The 17,921-nt window shown below is 61.7% G+C and carries 15 protein-coding genes; 3 read left to right on the forward strand and 12 right to left on the reverse strand.

What is annotated here, in order from left to right; all coding sequences use genetic code 11:
* Positions 1-115 precede the first annotated feature (115 nt).
* The 8 genes from EV691_RS13450 to cspD all read right to left on the reverse strand — a co-directional run bounded on the left by EV691_RS13450 (position 116) and on the right by cspD (position 8,829).
* Positions 116-541, reverse strand: coding sequence for a GNAT family N-acetyltransferase (locus EV691_RS13450; protein WP_089168240.1), 426 nt, complete (start codon positions 539-541; stop codon positions 116-118).
* Positions 534-1,700: a ribosomal protein uL16 3-hydroxylase gene (locus EV691_RS13455; protein WP_089168239.1), complete on the reverse strand. Its 1,167-nt coding sequence runs from the start codon at positions 1,698-1,700 to the stop codon at positions 534-536. Before EV691_RS13455 ends, EV691_RS13450 begins: the two co-directional genes overlap by 8 nt.
* Positions 1,701-1,778: 78 nt before the next feature.
* Positions 1,779-3,149, reverse strand: coding sequence for an adenylosuccinate lyase (gene purB / locus EV691_RS13460; protein ID WP_131297415.1), 1,371 nt, complete (start codon positions 3,147-3,149; stop codon positions 1,779-1,781).
* 95 nt (positions 3,150-3,244) lie between these two features.
* A complete protein-coding gene (gene hflD / locus EV691_RS13465) occupies positions 3,245-3,868 on the reverse strand; it encodes a high frequency lysogenization protein HflD (protein WP_039803906.1) in 624 nt (207 codons plus the stop codon).
* Positions 3,865-4,983 (reverse strand): tRNA 2-thiouridine(34) synthase MnmA, encoded by a 1,119-nt coding sequence (mnmA, locus tag EV691_RS13470; RefSeq protein WP_131297416.1) that lies wholly within the window; start codon positions 4,981-4,983, stop codon positions 3,865-3,867. Before mnmA ends, hflD begins: the two co-directional genes overlap by 4 nt.
* A 71-nt stretch (positions 4,984-5,054) precedes the next feature.
* Positions 5,055-5,489, reverse strand: coding sequence for an NUDIX hydrolase (locus EV691_RS13475; protein ID WP_131297417.1), 435 nt, complete (start codon positions 5,487-5,489; stop codon positions 5,055-5,057).
* A gap of 244 nt (positions 5,490-5,733) precedes the next feature.
* On the reverse strand, positions 5,734-7,959 hold the full coding sequence (locus tag EV691_RS13480; RefSeq protein ID WP_131297418.1) for an NADP-dependent isocitrate dehydrogenase: 2,226 nt from the start codon (positions 7,957-7,959) through the stop codon (positions 5,734-5,736).
* Positions 7,960-8,550: 591 nt separating this feature from the next.
* Entirely contained in the window at positions 8,551-8,829 is a 279-nt protein-coding gene (gene cspD, locus EV691_RS13485) for a cold shock domain-containing protein CspD (protein WP_039807723.1), read from the reverse strand.
* A gap of 227 nt (positions 8,830-9,056) precedes the next feature.
* Here cspD and clpS point away from each other — a divergent pair, with 227 nt between their 5' ends.
* Positions 9,057-9,419, forward strand: a complete 363-nt coding sequence (gene clpS / locus EV691_RS13490; RefSeq protein WP_039803910.1) for an ATP-dependent Clp protease adapter ClpS — start codon at positions 9,057-9,059, stop codon at positions 9,417-9,419.
* Positions 9,420-9,448: 29 nt separating this feature from the next.
* Positions 9,449-11,719 (forward strand): ATP-dependent Clp protease ATP-binding subunit ClpA, encoded by a 2,271-nt coding sequence (clpA, locus tag EV691_RS13495; RefSeq protein WP_131297419.1) that lies wholly within the window; start codon positions 9,449-9,451, stop codon positions 11,717-11,719.
* A 72-nt stretch (positions 11,720-11,791) separates the two neighbouring features.
* On the opposite strand, the gene infA is transcribed toward clpA, so the two are convergent.
* From infA to trxB, 4 genes are all read right to left on the reverse strand, one after another.
* Positions 11,792-12,010 (reverse strand): translation initiation factor IF-1, encoded by a 219-nt coding sequence (gene infA, locus EV691_RS13500; protein ID WP_002553999.1) that lies wholly within the window; start codon positions 12,008-12,010, stop codon positions 11,792-11,794.
* A 102-nt stretch (positions 12,011-12,112) separates the two neighbouring features.
* Complete coding sequence (locus EV691_RS13505) at positions 12,113-12,820, reverse strand: arginyltransferase (RefSeq protein WP_039803915.1); 708 nt, start codon at positions 12,818-12,820, stop codon at positions 12,113-12,115.
* Positions 12,821-12,900: 80 nt separating this feature from the next.
* Positions 12,901-13,581 (reverse strand): leucyl/phenylalanyl-tRNA--protein transferase, encoded by a 681-nt coding sequence (aat, locus tag EV691_RS13510; RefSeq protein WP_131297420.1) that lies wholly within the window; start codon positions 13,579-13,581, stop codon positions 12,901-12,903.
* 54 nt (positions 13,582-13,635) lie between these two features.
* The gene (trxB, locus tag EV691_RS13515; protein ID WP_131297421.1) at positions 13,636-14,583 is read right to left on the reverse strand and encodes a thioredoxin-disulfide reductase; all 948 of its coding nucleotides are present in this window, start codon (positions 14,581-14,583) and stop codon (positions 13,636-13,638) included.
* Between the two features lie 439 nt (positions 14,584-15,022).
* On the opposite strand from trxB, the gene EV691_RS13520 reads away from it, so the two are divergent.
* On the forward strand, positions 15,023-17,908 hold the full coding sequence (locus EV691_RS13520; protein WP_131297422.1) for a DNA translocase FtsK: 2,886 nt from the start codon (positions 15,023-15,025) through the stop codon (positions 17,906-17,908).
* The last annotated feature ends 13 nt before the right edge of the window (positions 17,909-17,921 follow it).

Raw genomic sequence — 17,921 nt, forward strand, 5'->3', positions numbered from 1 at the left:
CAGGAAAACCATTCATGCCGACATTCTAGGGGGCAGGGCGGGTGGCGTCTGTGGAGTCGTGCAGGTCTACCCGGGACGTCCTGCCTCGGCAGGGGCAGGACGTCCGCAGGCTGGGTCAGCCGGCCTGACGCACCATCTCCACATGAGGAATGCCGGCATCGAGGTATTCGTCGCTGACGACCACGAACCCGAGGCGTTCGTAGAAGCGCGTGGCATGCACCTGGGCGCTCAGGACCAGGCGGTGGAGCCCGCGGCGCTCGGCCTCGGCGATCACCACACGCATCAGGGCGTCGCCGATCTTCAGGCCGCGCCAGTCCTTGAGGACGGCGACTCGGCCGATGTGTCCGTCGCGCAGCAGGCGAGCCGTGCCCGCGGCAAATCCTCCTTCGAAGGCAAGAAAGTGGATGGCCTCGGCATCCTCGCCATCCCATTCCAGTTCGGCAGGAACGGCCTGTTCGGCGATGAAGACGCTGTCGCGGATCCGCCGGATGTCGGCATTGTCCTTCTGCCAGTCGGCGATCCGCACATGGATTTCAGTCATCGGTGAACTCCAGGCTGCCCTGCACGAGCAGTTGCCAGAGAAGTCGACGGCCTTCCTCGTCGGCCAGCCAGGAGGCAAGGTTGTCGGTATGCAGGGCGTCGGCGCTGCAGATCAGCTTGAGCAGCTCGCGCAGGTGGCCAGGGAGCAGGCGGCTCTGACCGCTGGCGAACAGCACTAGATCCTCGCCGACCTCAGACCAGGCCAGGCGGGCACTGGGGTTGCGGACCAGCACGCCGCCTTCCTGCAGGCTGGCCAGGAAGTCCTGTTCGGGCATTTCCGCGCCGGCGACCAGCTCGGGGTAGCGCGGTTCGGTCATGAACTGACCGAACCAGGTTAGCAGCAGGCGTTCATCGCCCATGTGTTCCTGGATCAGGCCCTTGAGGCGCTCCAGGGCATCGAGCTGGATCTGGTGCGGATCCTCGCAGGGACGTATGTCCGGATCGCCGTAGCGCTCCTCGTCGGGGAGGAACTGGGCAAGGAAGTCGGTGAAATGGGTCAGCACCTCGGCCGCGCTGGGGGCACGGAAGCCCACCGAATAGGTCATGCAATCGTCGACCGCGGTACCAAAGTGGGCCAGGCGGGGCGGCAGATAGAGCATGTCGCCAGGCTCCAGCACCCAGTCCTCGCCGCTCTGGAACTCGGCGAGGATGCGCAGGTCGGCATGTTTCAGCAGGGGGCTGTCGCTGTCGCACATCTGGCCAATCCGCCAGCGCCGCTGGCCGTAGCCCTGCAGCAGGAACACGTCGTAGTTGTCATAGTGCGGACCCACGCCACCCCCGGGCGCGGCATAGCTGATCATCACGTCGTCGATGCGCCAGCTGGGTAGAAAGCGGAAGTTTTCCAGCAGTTCGGCGACTTCCGGAACGAACTGGTCGACGGCCTGGACCAGCAGGGTCCAGTCGCGTTCGGGCAGGTTCTGGTAGGTTTCCTCATCGAACGGGCCACGGCGTAGCTCCCACGGATGATTGCCATGCTCGACGATCAGGCGCGATTCGACTTCCTCCTCGAGCGACAGGCCAGCCAGCTCGTCCGGCGAGATGGGGCTTTCGAAGCCGGGGATGGCCTGACGGATCAGCAGGGGCTTCTTCTGCCAGTAGTCGCGCAGGAATTCGCGTGCGCTGATGCCGCCCAGGAATTGAAGAGGAATATCAGAAGTCATGGCTAAACCCTTGCTCTGTAATGAGAGCTGAAAATAAAAACGCCCGGCACAGCCGGGCGTGGGGATGACGGGACGAAATCAGATGCGCTTGGCCTGGGTGATCGCATTGCCGATGTAGGCGGCAGGGGTCAGCTTGTGCAGCTCGGCTTTGGCGGCAGCGGGGATGTCCAGGGTGTCGATGAAGGCCTTGAGCGCTTCCGGACCGATACCCTTGCCGCGGGTCAGCTCCTTGAGCTTCTCGTAGGGGTTCTCGATGCCATAGCGACGCATCACAGTCTGCACCGGCTCGGCCAGCACTTCCCAGCAGTTGTCGAGGTCTTCGGCCAGACGGGCGGCGTTCAGCTCCAGTTTGCCGATGCCCTTCAGGCTGGCCTCGTAGGCGATCAGGCTGTGGGCCAGGCCGACACCGAGGTTGCGCAGCACGGTGGAGTCGGTCAGGTCGCGCTGCCAGCGGGAGATTGGCAGCTTGCTGGCCAGGTGCTGGAGCAGGGCGTTGGCGATGCCGAGGTTGCCCTCGGAGTTCTCGAAGTCGATGGGGTTGACCTTGTGCGGCATGGTCGAGGAGCCGATCTCGCCGGCCACGGTCTTCTGCTTGAAGTAGCCGAGGGAGATATAGCCCCACACGTCGCGGTCGAAGTCGATCAGGATGGTGTTGAAGCGGGCGATGGCGTCGAACAGCTCGGCGATGTAGTCGTGCGGCTCGATCTGGGTGGTATAGGGGTTCCAGGTCAGGCCGAGGTCGCCTTCGATGAATTCGCGGGCGTAGGCTTCCCAGTCGACGTCCGGGTAGGCCGACAGGTGAGCGTTGTAGTTGCCCACGGCGCCGTTGATCTTGCCCAGCAGCGGCACGGCCGCTACCTGCGCGATCTGCCGTTCGAGGCGGTAGACCACGTTGGCCAGCTCCTTGCCCATGGTGGTCGGCGAGGCCGGCTGGCCGTGGGTGCGCGACAGCATCGGCACGTCGGCGAACTGCACGGCCAGGGCACGGATGGCCTCGGCCAGCTGGCGCATCAGCGGCAGCAGCACGGTATCGCGGCCTTCGCGCAGCATCAGGGCGTGGGACAGGTTGTTGATGTCCTCGCTGGTACAGGCGAAGTGGATGAATTCGCTCACCGCTACCAGTTCCGGCAGCTTGGCGGCCTGCTCCTTGAGTAGGTATTCCACGGCCTTGACGTCATGGTTGGTAGTGCGCTCGATTTCCTTGATGCGCAGGGCGTGCTCGAGCTGGAAGTTTTCCGCCAGCTCGTCGAGCAGCGCGTTGGCTTCGGCGGAGAACGGCGCGACCTCCGGGATGCCGGCGTGGGCGGCCAGGCGCTGCAGCCAGCGCACTTCCACCTGCACGCGGTAGCGGATCAGGCCGAATTCGCTGAAGATCGGGCGCAGGGCGGCGGTTTTGCCGGCGTAGCGGCCATCGACGGGGGACACCGCAGTGAGCGAGGAGAGCTGCATGGGGGAAGTCTCGGACAGTCGGGCTACAAAAAGGGCTGCAATGATACACGAAGGCGGAGGGCCGACCGAGCGCAATCTTCGGTTGGCCGGACTCCTCAGCTGCGTCGCATCAGCGGATAGAGCTCGTCGAGCAGTTTTCGGCGGCTGAACACCAGCTGCCAGCGATGTCCGCCGAGCTGGCGCCACAGGCGTGCCGAGCGGATGCCGGCCAGCAGGAGGGCGCGGACCTTGGTGGCATTGGCAGGATTCTGCAGGTGCCGCATCTCGCCATGCACCTGGATGCGCTGCCGGAAAGTGCTCAGCGTGTCTTCGTACAGGGAGGCGAAGGCGGCGATCACGCTTTCGTGGGTAAGGCCCAGATGCTGGACCTGCAGCTGGATCTGGTCCAGCCGTTGGCCCATGTGCTGCAACATGTCGCCGCGCTTGTCCAGCTGCCGCTCCAGAGTGACGAGCGCCAACGAGTAGCGCAGGGGTTCGCGCTGCAGGCTTTGCGGGTCGCGCTCGAGTGCGCTGGCCAGGGCGCGGTAGCCGTCACGCAGGTTGAGATCGTCGCCGCCGAATACCGCGAGGGTGTCCTCGGGATTGCGTACCAGCAGACTGCCGAGCATGCAGGCAAGATTGGCTTCGCCGGCCTGTCCGGTCTTGGCGATCCTGTCGACCAGGTAGGCCGATTCGAATACTCCACCGAGGGCGACCAGTTGTTCCTGTCTGGGGGTCATGGCTGCTTGTCCTCGCAGCTCCATGGCTCGGCGCTCTCGATGACGCCGCCACCCAGGCAGATCTCGCCGTCGTAGAGCACTACCGATTGGCCTGGCGTCACGGCTCGCTGGGGCTCGTCGAACAGGATTCGGAAGCCCTCGGCGGTCTTTTCCAGAGTGCAGGCCTGGTCGCTCTGTCGATAGCGAACCTTGGCGGTCAGGCGCTGCGGGAGTGGAAAGTCGAGCGGATTCACCCAGAACATCTCCGAGGCGAGCAGGGCGCGAGAGAACAGCCAGGGGTGCTGATTGCCCTGTCCGACGACCAGGACGTTGCGGGCCAGATCCTTGGCCAGCACATACCAGGGATCATCGGCAGCATTCTTCATTCCGCCGATGCCCAGTCCCTGGCGCTGGCCGATGGTGTGGTACATCAGACCGTGGTGCTGGCCGATGACCTTGCCGTCGGTGGTCTCGATGGGGCCTGGCTGGGCAGGCAGGTACTGCTTGAGAAAATCGCTGAAGCGGCGCTCGCCGATGAAGCAGATGCCGGTGGAGTCCTTCTTCCTGGCCGTGGCCAGGCTATGCAGCTCGGCAATGGCACGCACGGCCGGCTTCTCCAGTTCCCCGACCGGAAACAATGTCTTTGCGAATTGCTCGCCGCCCACGGCATGCAGGAAGTAGCTCTGATCCTTGTTGGGGTCCAGCCCCTTGAGCAATTCGGTCCGCTCCCCTGTATCGCGCCGGCGCACATAGTGGCCTGTGGCAATAAGGTCGGCGCCAAGCGACAGCGCATAGTCGAGGAAGGCCTTGAACTTGACCTCGCGGTTGCACAGGATGTCCGGGTTCGGCGTGCGTCCAGCCTTGTATTCGGCGAGAAAGTGTTCGAATACGTTGTCCCAGTATTCGGCGGCAAAATTGGCGGTATGCAGCTTGATGCCGATTCGGTCGCAGACGGCCTGTGCGTCCGCAAGATCCTCCTTGGCCGTGCAATATTCGGTGCCGTCGTCCTCTTCCCAGTTCTTCATGAACAGGCCCTCCACCTGATATCCCTGTTGCAGGAGCAGGAGGGCGGAAACGGAGGAGTCCACGCCGCCGGACATGCCGACGATCACGCGGGTATGGGCGGGATCATGCATAGGAAGAGTCGGGTCCTGAAAAAGGGAGATTCTATCAGGGTCGCAGGTCTGGCTGCGAAGGCGCGAGCTGTTCAGCGAATGAGGCTCAGCGGAAAGCGCTCTCCGGCCAGGTAGTCGTCGATACAGCGCAGCACGAGCGGGCTGCGCCAGCATTTCCGTTGCTCGAGCAATTGCTCGCGGCTCAGCCAGCGGGGAGCGATGATCCCTTCGTCGAGCTGGTATCCGTCGATTGGCTGCAGCGGACGCGCTGCAAAGCAGACGCGTTGATAGGTCACGCCGTTGGGGGCTGTATAGAGGTAGATACCGATCACGGCGGTGAGTTCTACTTGCCAGCCGGTTTCCTCCAGGGTTTCCCGCTGGGCAGCTTCGAGCAGGGTTTCGTTGGGTTCGAGGTGTCCGGCAGGCTGATTGAGAACTGTACGGCCATCCTGCAGCTCCTCTACCAGGAGGAAGAGACCGTTGTCTTCCACGATCGTGGCGACGGTGACGTGTGCCTGCCAATCCATAAAGTTCGTCCGGGTGTTTGCCGATAGCTGCGCATTATACGCGGCAGCGCCTGTTCACGGGGGCATGATGGAGGCTCCCTTGCCAGCCTCCGGTCGAGGTTGGGCGGGGCAACGATTTGCTTGTCGAGGAGGCTTGTCCACGGCGCGAGAGGGCCCATGAACAAGAAACCCCGGCTCCGGAGCCGGGGTTTCTTGTCAGGCGGGAGGCGACCTAAGCCGCTTCCCGTGTGGTTGGTGCGGCGCCTTATGCAAGCGCTGCCAGAGCCGCATTGAGGGTTGCGCTCGGGCGCATGGCCTTGCTGGTCAGCTCGACGTTCGGGTGGTAATAGCCCGCGATATCCACGGGCTTGCCCTGGGCTGCAGACAGCTCGCCAACGATCTTGGCTTCGTTGTCAGTCAGGGTCTTGGCGAGGTTGGTGAACTGGGCCTGCAGTTCCTTGTCCTCGGTTTGTGCTGCCAGAGCCTGGGCCCAATAGAGTGCCAGGTAGAAGTGGCTGCCGCGGTTGTCGATCTCGCCAACCTTGCGTGCCGGCGACTTGTTGTTGTCGAGAACCTTGCCGGTGGCCTGGTCCAGGGTGCTTGCCAGGACAAGAGCCTTCGGATTCTTGTAGGTGTTGCCCAGATGCTCCAGCGATGCGGCAAGAGCCAGGAACTCACCGAGCGAATCCCAGCGCAGGTAGCCTTCCTCGAGAAACTGCTGGACATGCTTGGGAGCCGAACCGCCCGCGCCGGTCTCGAACAGGCCGCCACCGCTCATCAGCGGGACGATCGACAGCATCTTGGCGCTGGTGCCCAGTTCCATGATCGGGAACAGGTCGGTCAGGTAGTCGCGCAGGACGTTGCCGGTAACGGAAATGGTGTCCTTGCCTTCGCGGATGCGAGCCAGCGTGAAGCGAGTCGCCTCGACCGGCGACATGATGAGGATCTCGAGGCCGCTGGTGTCGTGGTCCTTCAGATAGCGCTCGACCTTGGCGATCACCTGGGCGTCGTGGGCGCGGGCAGGATCCAGCCAGAACACCGCCGGGGTGTTGGTGGCGCGGGCGCGGTTGACGGCCAGCTTGACCCAGTCCTGGATCGGGGCGTCCTTCACCTGGCACATGCGCCAGATGTCGCCGGACTCGACGTTCTGTTCCATCAGAACCTTGCCACTTTCATCGGTCACACGTACTACGCCGTCTGCCGGAATCTGGAAGGTCTTGTCGTGGGAGCCGTATTCCTCGGCCTTCTGGGCCATCAGGCCGACGTTGGGCACGCTGCCCATGGTGGTGGGGTCGAAGGCGCCGTGCTGCTTGCAGTCCTCGATGACCACTTGATACACGCCGGCATAGCAACGGTCGGGGATGACGGCCTTGGTGTCATGCAGCTTGCCGTCGGCACCCCACATCTTGCCGGAGTCACGGATCATTGCCGGCATCGAGGCATCCACGATGACGTCGCTCGGCACGTGCAGGTTGGTGATGCCCTTGTCGGAATTCACCATTGCCAGTTGCGGGCGCTGGGCGTAAACCGCCTGGATGTCGGCCTCGATCTCCTTCTGCTTTTCCTCAGGAAGGGTCTTGATCCGAGCGTAGAGGTCGCCGATGCCGTTGTTGAGGTCGAAGCCGATCTGCTTCAGTACGTCGGCATGCTTGCTCAGGGCATCCTTGTAGAACTCGGATACAATCTGGCCAAACATGATGGGGTCGGACACCTTCATCATGGTGGCCTTCAGGTGTACGGACAGCAGTACGCCTTGCTTCTTGGCATCTTCGATTTCGGCGGCGATGAAGCTGCGCAGAGCATTCTTGCTCATTACCGAAGAATCGATGATTTCACCGGCCAGGACGGTGGTTTTTGCCTTCAGGACAGTGCTGCTGCCGTCTTTACCGAGCAGCTCGACTTTTACGCTACCAGCGGTGTCGATCAGGGCGGCTTTCTCGCTGCCGTAGAAGTCGCCGCTGTTCATGTGGGCCACATGCGACTTGGAGTCTGCGCTCCACGCACCCATCTTGTGGGGGTGCTTTCTGGCATAGTTCTTGACGGACAGCGGTGCGCGACGGTCGGAGTTGCCTTCACGCAGGACAGGGTTCACGGCGCTGCCCTTGATCTTGTCGTAGCGTGCCTTGACGTCCTTTTCCGTATCGGTTTTGGCCTCTTCAGGATAGTCGGGCAGCTTGTAGCCTTGCTGCTGCAGCTCCTTGATCGCAGCCTTGAGCTGCGGGACGGAGGCGCTGATGTTGGGCAGCTTGATGATGTTGGCTTCCGGAGTGGTCGCCAGTTTCCCCAGTTCGGCCAAGTCGTCGGCAATCTTCTGACTGTCGCTCAGGTATTCGGGAAAAGTTGCGATGATGCGGCCTGCAAGGGAGATATCGCGGGTTTCGACAGCGATACCTGAAGATTCGGTGAACGCTTTAACGATTGGAAGCAGAGAGTAGGTTGCCAGTGCGGGTGCTTCGTCGGTGAGCGTATAGATAATCTTCGATGTGGACATTTTTTACGTTAACCCCTCTGTATTGCTACATTTGCAAGTGCACAAACTCTTGATGCTCGCAGGGTAGGCGAAGCTGCCTAAAGGCATCAATGAGCGTAAAGTCGAGGTTCCTGGGGAGTTCCCGGATGCCTTGGGTTGAGATTTGCCAAGGGGGGGTGCCAGGTTCAAGTCTGCATGCTGCTTGGGTTTAGAGTGGCTCATTCCAGAGTGGCTCTGGATCCAATGTCCTGTCAGTTGCGCGGAGTATATCAGTACGACATGCCTTTTGCATTCGCCGGTTTTTGAGGGGGTGGTGACGGTGTGCCGGGGGCTTCTGTTTCTGGTGAGGCTGGCAGGGGGATGTGGGTAGGGCTGAAGATCTTCGTCGGGTGCCGCTTTGGGCTTTGGTGGGCTGGCGGGTGTCCCTGCTGGCCTTGCTGTTGAGAGGGGGTTTGGAGTCTTGAAATTGGATGTTGCTCAACGCTGTCGAGCGGCAGCCGGTCTTTGGCCAATCTGTGCGCTACTTGATCAAGTCGTGCCGGCTAGGGCTGGTCAGTAACCAGCCCGGCACGGACCAGGCCTATTTTGATCGGGAGTGCCTGACCTGCTGGCCTACAGGGTGCCAGCGATATCCGAAATGGATGACGGTTGTGTCAGGCTGAACTTGGCCGAACTCTCGATCTGGGCCGGGCAGGGGCGGATATTGATCGCGTGGAGGCCTTTAGGGCCTTGCAGCAGCTCGAAAGTCACCGCCTGGCCGGCTTTCAAGGTCTTGTAGCCATCCATTTGAATGGCCGAATAATGGGCGAACAAATCCTCATCGCGGCCATCTGCCACGATGAATCCATATCCCTTGGCGTTATTGAACCATTTGACCTTGCCGCTTAGCATGCCGACATCCCTCTGCAAAGACTCCGTCACTGGAGTATCATCCGCCTTGACCCCTCGCCACGCTCGACCCCGCGGCCGGGACATGACAGGACCCCTTAAACACCCTCTTGGGTACTATATGTTTTTATCATTGTTTGGCCGATAGTCAAGGCGGGGCTGTGCTTTGCTGCCCAAGCGTGCAAAATCCCTCTAGTATCCGTATTCGCTCAACCGGAAGCTTGTCCAGCATGTTCGCAAGCACTGAGATTCGACTAACATTCTGTCAGGACCGTCCAGAGCCGCACGAGGACGACTCTTATGGGCTGGTCGTGCAGGAATCCAAGCCTGCGCTGCAGGTTCCACCCATGTACAAGGTGGTGATGTTCAACGACGACTACACGCCGATGGATTTCGTGGTCGAAGTGCTGGAGAAATTTTTCAACCTTAACCGCGAGTTGGCAACGAAGGTCATGCTGACTGTCCATACAGAGGGGCGGGCAGTATGCGGGATGTTTACTCGTGACGTTGCGGAAACCAAGGCCATGCAGGTCAACCAATATGCAAAGGAATGCCAGCATCCGCTGCTCTGTGAGATCGAGAAGGACGGTTAATGCCGACCGCTTGGGTATGAGGTGAAGCTATGTTGAACCGTGAGCTCGAAGTCACTCTCAATCTTGCCTTCAAGGAGGCTCGCGCAAAACGTCATGAGTTCATGACGGTGGAGCATCTCCTTCTGGCGCTTCTGGACAACGAGGCCGCGGCTGCCGTACTGCGGGCCTGCGGTGCGAATATCGACAAGCTCCGGCACGACCTGCAGGAGTTCATCGACTCCACAACCCCACTGATTCCCCAGCATGACGAAGAGCGCGAGACCCAGCCGACCCTCGGCTTCCAGCGGGTGCTGCAGCGCGCGGTCTTCCATGTGCAGAGTTCCGGCAAGCGGGAGGTGACCGGGGCCAATGTGCTCGTGGCCATCTTCAGCGAACAGGAAAGTCAGGCCGTCTTTCTGCTCAAGCAGCAGAGCGTGGCTCGCATAGACGTGGTGAACTACATCGCCCATGGTATTTCCAAGGTGCCGGGTCATGGCGATCACCCCGACAGCGAGCACGAGATGCAGGACGAGGAGGGTGGAGAAGCTTCGGCTGCCGGTCATCCTCTGGAGGCCTATGCCAGTAATCTGAACGAGCTGGCTCGCCAGGGGCGAATCGATCCCCTGGTGGGGCGCGAGTTCGAGGTCGAGCGGGTCGCGCAGATTCTGGCGCGGAGACGCAAGAACAATCCCTTGCTGGTGGGCGAGGCAGGTGTGGGCAAGACGGCCATTGCCGAGGGGCTGGCAAAGCGCATCGTCGACAACCAGGTTCCGGATCTCTTGGCGCACAGTGTCGTGTACTCTCTCGACCTAGGGGCCTTGCTCGCCGGTACCAAGTATCGCGGTGATTTTGAAAAGCGTTTCAAGGCGCTGCTCAATGAATTGCGCAAGAAGCCTCACGCCATTCTGTTCATTGACGAGATCCATACCATCATCGGTGCCGGAGCGGCTTCCGGTGGCGTGATGGATGCCTCGAATCTGCTCAAGCCGCTGCTCTCGTCCGGCGAAATTCGTTGCATCGGCTCGACTACCTTCCAGGAGTTCCGGGGAATCTTCGAAAAGGACCGGGCTCTGGCTCGCCGCTTCCAGAAGGTCGATGTGGTCGAGCCTTCGGTCGAGGATACCGTAGGTATTCTTCGCGGGCTCAAGCCGCGCTTCGAGCAGCATCACGGCATCGAATACAGCGATGAGGCACTGCGTGCCGCGGCAGAGTTGTCTTCTCGTTATATCAATGATCGCCACATGCCGGACAAGGCGATCGATGTCATTGACGAGGCCGGGGCATTCCAGCGGCTCCAGCCGGAAGAAAGGCGCCTCAAGCTTATCGATGTGCCTCAGGTCGAGGATATTGTCGCCAAGATTGCCCGCATTCCGCCCAAGCATGTTTCTAGTTCGGACAAGGAATTGCTGCGTAATCTCGAGCGTGATCTCAAATTGACCGTGTTTGGTCAGGATGCAGCCATCGACTCGCTCGCCACGGCAATCAAGCTGTCGCGGGCTGGGTTGAAGTCGCCGGACAAGCCGGTCGGTTCCTTCCTCTTTGCTGGTCCTACGGGGGTGGGCAAGACCGAGGTTGCCCGGCAGTTGGCCAAGGCGCTGGGTGTGGAGCTGGTGCGCTTCGACATGTCCGAGTATATGGAGCGGCACACGGTTTCGCGTCTGATCGGTGCGCCTCCGGGGTATGTCGGTTTTGACCAGGGGGGACTGCTGACCGAGGCGATCACCAAGCAGCCGCACTGCGTATTGCTGCTGGACGAAATCGAGAAGGCGCATCCGGAAGTATTCAACCTGCTGCTGCAGGTCATGGATCATGGCACGCTGACCGACAACAACGGGCGCAAGGCCGATTTCCGCAGTGTCATCATCGTCATGACTACCAATGCTGGTGCGGAAACCGCAGCTCGTGCCTCTATCGGCTTCACTCTGCAAGATCACTCTTCCGATGCCATGGAAGTCATCAAGAAGAGCTTCACGCCCGAGTTCCGCAATCGTCTGGACACCATTATCCAGTTCGGCCGGCTGAGCCACGAGGTGATCAAGAGCATCGTCGACAAGTTCCTTACTGAACTGCAAGCGCAGTTGGAGGACAAGCACGTGCAGCTGGATGTTTCCGAGCAGGCGCGCGGTTGGCTTGCGGAGCATGGTTACGATGCGCAGATGGGCGCGCGGCCGATGGCTCGTCTGATTCAGGACAAGATCAAGCGTCCCCTGGCCGAAGAGATTCTTTTCGGCGAGCTGGCCGAGCATGGGGGAGTGGTGCATATCGACCTGAAGGGCGGGGAGCTGTCCTTCGAATTCGAAACGGCTGTCGAGGTGGCTTGAGTGCAGTAGTCTCAGGTCGGTCCATCAGAGCGAAAACGCCCGGCGATGCCGGGCGTTTTCATTGGATCCGTTTTAGCGGGCGCGATAGGTGATGCGTCCCTTGCTGAGGTCGTAAGGGGTCAGCTCGACGCGCACCTTGTCTCCGGTGAGGATGCGGATGTAGTTCTTGCGCATCTTGCCGGAGATATGCGCGGTAACGACGTGCCCGTTTTCCAACTCCACGCGGAACATGGTGTTGGGCAGGGTGTCGACGACAGTGCCTTCCATCTCGAAGCTGTCTTCTTTCGACATTCAATAAAACCCTCGGTATGCAGTGAATGGCCCAACGTAGCTGGCACGCCGAGCAAAACGGCGTGCATTGTGCCTGAAAATGGCTGCTGACGCCAAGGGTTCTCAGGTCAAAGTGACCCAGCGATGATTCACCAACAATTCGAGTGGGCGATATTGGGTCTTGTAGTTCATCTTGCGGCAGTTCTTGATCCAGTAGCCTAGATACACCGCCTGCAGGCCCAGGCGCGCTGCTTCGCCGATTTGCCAGAGAATCGCATAGCGGCCGAGGCTGCGTCGCTCTTCACTTGGATCGTAGAAGGTATAGACCGCTGACAGGCCGTTGGGGAGCACGTCGGTCACGGCGACGGCCAGCAGGCGTCCGGACAGGCGAAACTCATAGAAGCGGGAAAAGGGCAGGTCGCGGACCAAAAAAGTACAAAACTGGTCGCGGTTGGGAGGATACATGTCACCGTCAGCATGGCGCTGTTCGATATAGCGTGCATATAGTTTGTAATACTCTTCGTTGAAGCTGGGGCGTACGGCTTGTACCGAGAGGTCTGTGTTGCGTTTCAGAATGCGTCTTTGCTGGCGATTCGCCAGGAAGCTCTTGGCGGGGATGCGGGCCGGGATGCAGGCATTGCAGCCTTGGCAATGAGGGCGATATAGGTGGTCGCCGCTACGTCGGAAGCCGAGGTCCGAGAGTTCCGCATAGACGTGCATGTCCATCGGTTGACTGGGATCGAGGAACAGGGTCGTCGCCTGCTCGTTGGGCAGATAGCTGCAGGCGTGCGGTTGAGTGGCGTAGAACTTGAGACGAGCCAGCTCGGTCATGATCAACCCCCGGAAAGCTCTTAGCGGGCCGTGATTGTTCAGCGGCACTCATCAAGTGTATGCCAGGCTGTGGGCCTCTACTAGGCGATCCAGTCAGCCGTGCTCGGCTGGTCCAGATAACGCTTCAGATAGTCGGCGAACTCGCTACGGGAAATGCTGCGGGCACCGAGGCTTTGCAGGTGCTGGGTGGGCATCTGGCAGTCGATCAGCACGAAGCCCCACTGCTTGAGCCGCCTCACTAGGGTCGTGAAGCCGACCTTGGATGCGTTGTCGACATGGCTGAACATGGATTCGCCAAAGAATAGCTGGCCGATCGCCAAGCCATAGAGTCCGCCGACAAGGTTGTCGTTCTGCCAGACTTCGACCGAGTGGGCAATGCCGCGGCGTTGCAGTTCCCGATAGGCGGCCTGCATTTCCGGCGTTATCCAGGTGCCGTCGGCATAGTTGCGTGGGCCGGCGCAGGCCTGGATCACTGCGGAGAAATCGCGATCGAAGGTGACTTGGAAGCGCTCTTGGCGGAGGATTTTGCGCAGGCTGCGGGAAACATGCAGCTCTTGGGGGAGCAGCACGGTTCGTGGGTTCGGGGACCACCAGAGAATGGGCTGTCCTGCCTGGTACCAGGGGAAGCAGCCGTGCCGGTAAGCCTGGATCAGGCGCTCGGCGGAAAGATCGCCTCCTACGGCCAGCAGGCCGTTGGGTTCGCGTAGGGCTCTCTCCAGGGGAGGGAAGCTCAGGCTGTCGCGTTGCAGACAGGTCAGCATGTTGACGCCGCAGTATAAGTGGAGGGAGGCGGGCCGACGCCCGCCGGGAGTTGCTTAGTTGTCCAGATAGCGCTCGGCGTCCAGGGCGGCCATGCAGCCGGCGCCGGCCGAGGTGATGGCCTGGCGGTAGACATGGTCGGCCACATCGCCGGCCGCGAAAACGCCTTCGATGCTGGTGGCGGTGGCATCGCCCGCGCTGCCGCCCTTGATCGACAGATAGCCGTTGTGCATCTCGAGCTGCCCCTGGAAGAGTTCGGTGTTGGGCTTGTGACCGATCGCGATGAAGACGCCGGTCAGCGCCAGTGTTTCGGTAGCGCCATTCAGGGTGTCCTTCAGGCGCACGCCGGTCACTCCAGAGGCATCGCCAAGCACCTCGTCCGGCGTCTGGTTCCAGTGCAGGCGGATATTGCCGTTCCGTGCCTTCTCGAAGAGCTTGTCCTGGAGAATCTTTTCGGCCCGCAACTTGTCGCGGCGATGGATCAGGTGTACTTCCTTGGCAATGTTCGACAGATACAATGCCTCCTCCACAGCGGTATTGCCGCCACCGACCACGCAGACCACCTGATTGCGATAGAAGAAGCCATCGCAGGTGGCGCAGGCGGAAACGCCCTTGCCGGAGAAGGCCTCTTCCGAGGGCAGGCCGAGGTACTGGGCCGAGGCTCCTGTGGCAATGATCAGTGCGTCACAGGTATAGGTCGCGCTGTCGCCGATCAGGGTGAAGGGGCGCTGCTGCAACTTGGCAGTGTGGATGTGGTCGTAGGCGATCTCGGTATCGAAGCGTTCGGCGTGTTTCTGCATGCGCTCCATCAGGCCGGGGCCGGTCAGGCCTTCGACATCGCCAGGCCAGTTGTCCACTTCGGTGGTCGTGGTCAGTTGGCCGCCGGGCTGGATGCCGGTGATCAGCAGGGGCTTCAGATTGGCGCGTGCAGCATAGACGGCGGCAGTGTAGCCGGCCGGGCCGGAGCCCAGGATGATCAGCCGCGAATGCTTGACATCATTCATAAAAAGTCCCCGTAAGCCTTTGTCACAAAAGAAAATGCATGCTCCAATGGAGCAGCATGGGAATGATTGTCGACTATGCTACACCGAAGCATGAGAGGTCGGCAAAAAGGGGGAACAGGCCCGCCGCATGGCATTGGACAGGCAAAATCGTACAATAAGAGGTTCTCAAAGGGCTGGTCTCGCCGTTTCCTTGTGAGGAGCTGCCGAGCGCACCTGCGACTCGCTGGAGTCAAAGGCACAACCAAAGGCAGGATGAGACGGACGAGGTGAAATCAGGTGGAAGGCGTGGCATATGCCCATGGTAAATGGGTAGTCTGAGCTTGGTTTCAACGCTGCATGATTGAGCCTGCGGATCTCCAGCCGTCGCTGCCGCACTCTTGGCTCCCGACCGACACGTAACCTGGATGGAACGCGCCGTTGGCGCAGGAAAAGAAGCGTTTTGAAGAACTCCTCTACTAAAGTACGGCTCCCGGCGTGGCAGCAACAGTTGAGCTCCCGCCTCAAGGAAGGTGCCCTGATCGCCCTGAGTGCGTTGTGCCTGTACCTCTGGATGGCGCTGTTGACCTACGATCCGTCTGATCCCGGCTGGAGTCACAGCAGCAGCGTGGCGCAGGTGCAGAATGCTGCGGGCCGGGCAGGCGCCTGGTTCGCCGACATCCTGTTCATGGCTCTTGGCTATTTCGCCTATCTCTTTCCCCTGCTGCTGGTGATCAAGACGGCCCAGGTGTTCATGGCGCGTCACGACCCCTGGCCCTGGAGTGGCTGGCTGCTCTCCTGGCGTCTGACCGGTCTGGCGATCCTGATCCCGGCGGGCTCCGCGCTGGCTTACATTCATTTCCATTCGGCCACCGGTCTGCCGGCTTCGGCCGGTGGTGCCCTGGGCGAGGTTCTGGGCAAGCTTGCCCTGGACGCGCTCAATGTGCAGGGCAGCACGCTGGTGTTCCTCTCGCTGTTCCTTTTCGGGCTGACTGTGTTCGCCGATCTGTCCTGGTTCAGGGTCATGGATCTGACCGGCAAGATCACGCTCGACCTGCTCGAGCTGGTGCAGGGAGCCCTCGGACGCTGGTGGGGAGCCCTGGCCGAGCGCCGCCGACTGGTCGCCCGGTTGCGCGAAGCCGAGAGGCCGCTCAAGTCCCGCGCGGCCGAGGAGCCACGGGGCGAGCCATTCCGTGTCGCCGAGCCGCACATCGCCGAGCCGCCGATCGAGGTGCATGCCAAGCCGGTCAAGCCCGCTGTGCAGCGCCGCAGTGCAGCTGCTGCGGAGGTTCCGGCCAGGTTCCAACGTCCGCCGGAATCTGCCGTGCCGCGCAAGCCACGCATCGAGCCCATGACCGCACAGTCGAGGCCACGCATCGAGCCCGAGATCGCCGTGCCCAGGCCTCATGTCGAGCCTGAGCTTGCTTCGCCCGAACTCCGTATCGAGCCCGAGCTGGTCGCGCCCCAACCACGCGTCGAGCCGGAACTCGCCACGCCCAAGCCCCAGCTTCGCAACGAGCCCGAGACGGTCCCTGCCTGGTCCGAGGATTTCGACGAGTTCGACGACCTGCCGCTGGATTTCCAGGAACACGAAGCATTCGAGGCAAGGTTGCCGGCCAGCCTCCCACGCTTCGACGAGCCCAAGTTGCCGGTCACGGCACCCATACCGGCAGTCGATCCCCGGCCACGCAGCGAGCCGGAGCCGGTCGCGGCCAGACCTGTGAGCGAGCCGGAGCAGCGCCCGGCACCGGTCATCACACCGCTCTCGGAAACCCTGGCCATGGAGCCCAGGCCGCAACCTGTGCCCGTGTCCGCGTTCCGGGAAAGGCCCGCTTCGTTCGTCAACCCTGCCCTGGAAGGCACCCTGCCGCCGCTTTCCCTGCTGGATGCGCCCGAGCAGAAGTCGCAGAACTACTCGGTCGAATCGCTCGAGATGCTGTCGCGCCTGCTCGAGATCAAGCTCAAGGAGTTCGGCGTCGAGGTGACCGTCGAGTCCGTGCACCCTGGCCCGGTGATCACCCGTTTCGAGATCCAGCCGGCGCCGGGCGTCAAGGTCAGCCGGATTTCCAACCTGGCCAAGGACCTGGCGCGCTCGATGGCGATGATCAGCGTGAGGGTGGTGGAGGTCATTCCCGGCAGGACCACGGTAGGCATCGAGGTGCCCAACGAGGACCGGCAGATCGTGCGCTTCTCCGAGGTGCTGATGTCCACCGAGTACGAAGAAGCCAAGTCTCCGGTCACTCTGGCGCTGGGCCACGACATCGGTGGCAAGCCGGTCATCGCCGACCTGGCGAAGATGCCGCACCTGCTGGTGGCCGGCACCACCGGTTCCGGCAAGTCGGTGGGGGTCAACGCCATGATCCTGTCGGTCCTCTTCAAGTCGACACCCGAAGAGGCGCGCCTGATCATGATCGACCCGAAGATGCTCGAACTGTCGATCTACGAGGGCATTCCCCACCTGCTCTGCCCGGTGGTGACCGACATGAAGGAGGCAGCCAACGCCCTGCGCTGGAGCGTGGCCGAGATGGAGCGCCGCTACAAGCTGATGGCGGCCATGGGCGTGCGCAACCTGGCCGGCTTCAACCGCAAGGTGAAGGATGCTGAGGAGGTCGGCACGCCGCTCTACGATCCGTTGTACCGGCGCGAGAGCATGGACGATGAGCCGCCATTGCTGCGGCCGCTGCCGACCATCGTGGTGGTGGTCGACGAGTTCGCCGACATGATGATGATCGTCGGCAAGAAGGTCGAGGAGCTGATCGCGCGCATCGCCCAGAAGGCTCGCGCCGCAGGCATCCATCTGATCCTGGCGACCCAGCGCCCCTCGGTGGACGTGATCACCGGCCTGATCAAGGCGAACATCCCGACGCGTATGGCCTTCCAGGTGTCCAGCAAGATCGACTCGCGCACCATCCTCGACCAGGGTGGCGCCGAGCAGTTGCTCGGCCACGGCGACATGCTCTACCTGCCGCCCGGTACCGGGTTGCCGATCCGCGTGCACGGCGCCTTCGTCTCCGACGACGAGGTGCATCGCGTCGTCGAGGCCTGGAAGCAGCGCGGCGCGCCAGACTATGTCGAGGACATCCTCGCCGGCGCCGAGGAGGGTGGCGGCTTCGAGGGGGGCGGTGGTGACGGCGGCGAAGGCAGCGAGGAGGACCCGCTGTACGACGAGGCAGTGCGCTTCGTGACGGAAAGCCGGCGCGCCTCGATTTCCGCGGTACAGCGCAAGCTGAAGATTGGCTATAACCGCGCGGCACGGATGATCGAAGCCATGGAGATGGCGGGTGTGGTGTCCTCGATGAACACCAACGGCTCGCGGGAAGTGATCGCCCCCGCGCCGGTTCGCGACTGATTTCCCAAGGCTC

Source organism: Azotobacter chroococcum (genome assembly GCF_004339665.1).
Lineage (GTDB): Bacteria > Pseudomonadota > Gammaproteobacteria > Pseudomonadales > Pseudomonadaceae > Azotobacter > Azotobacter chroococcum.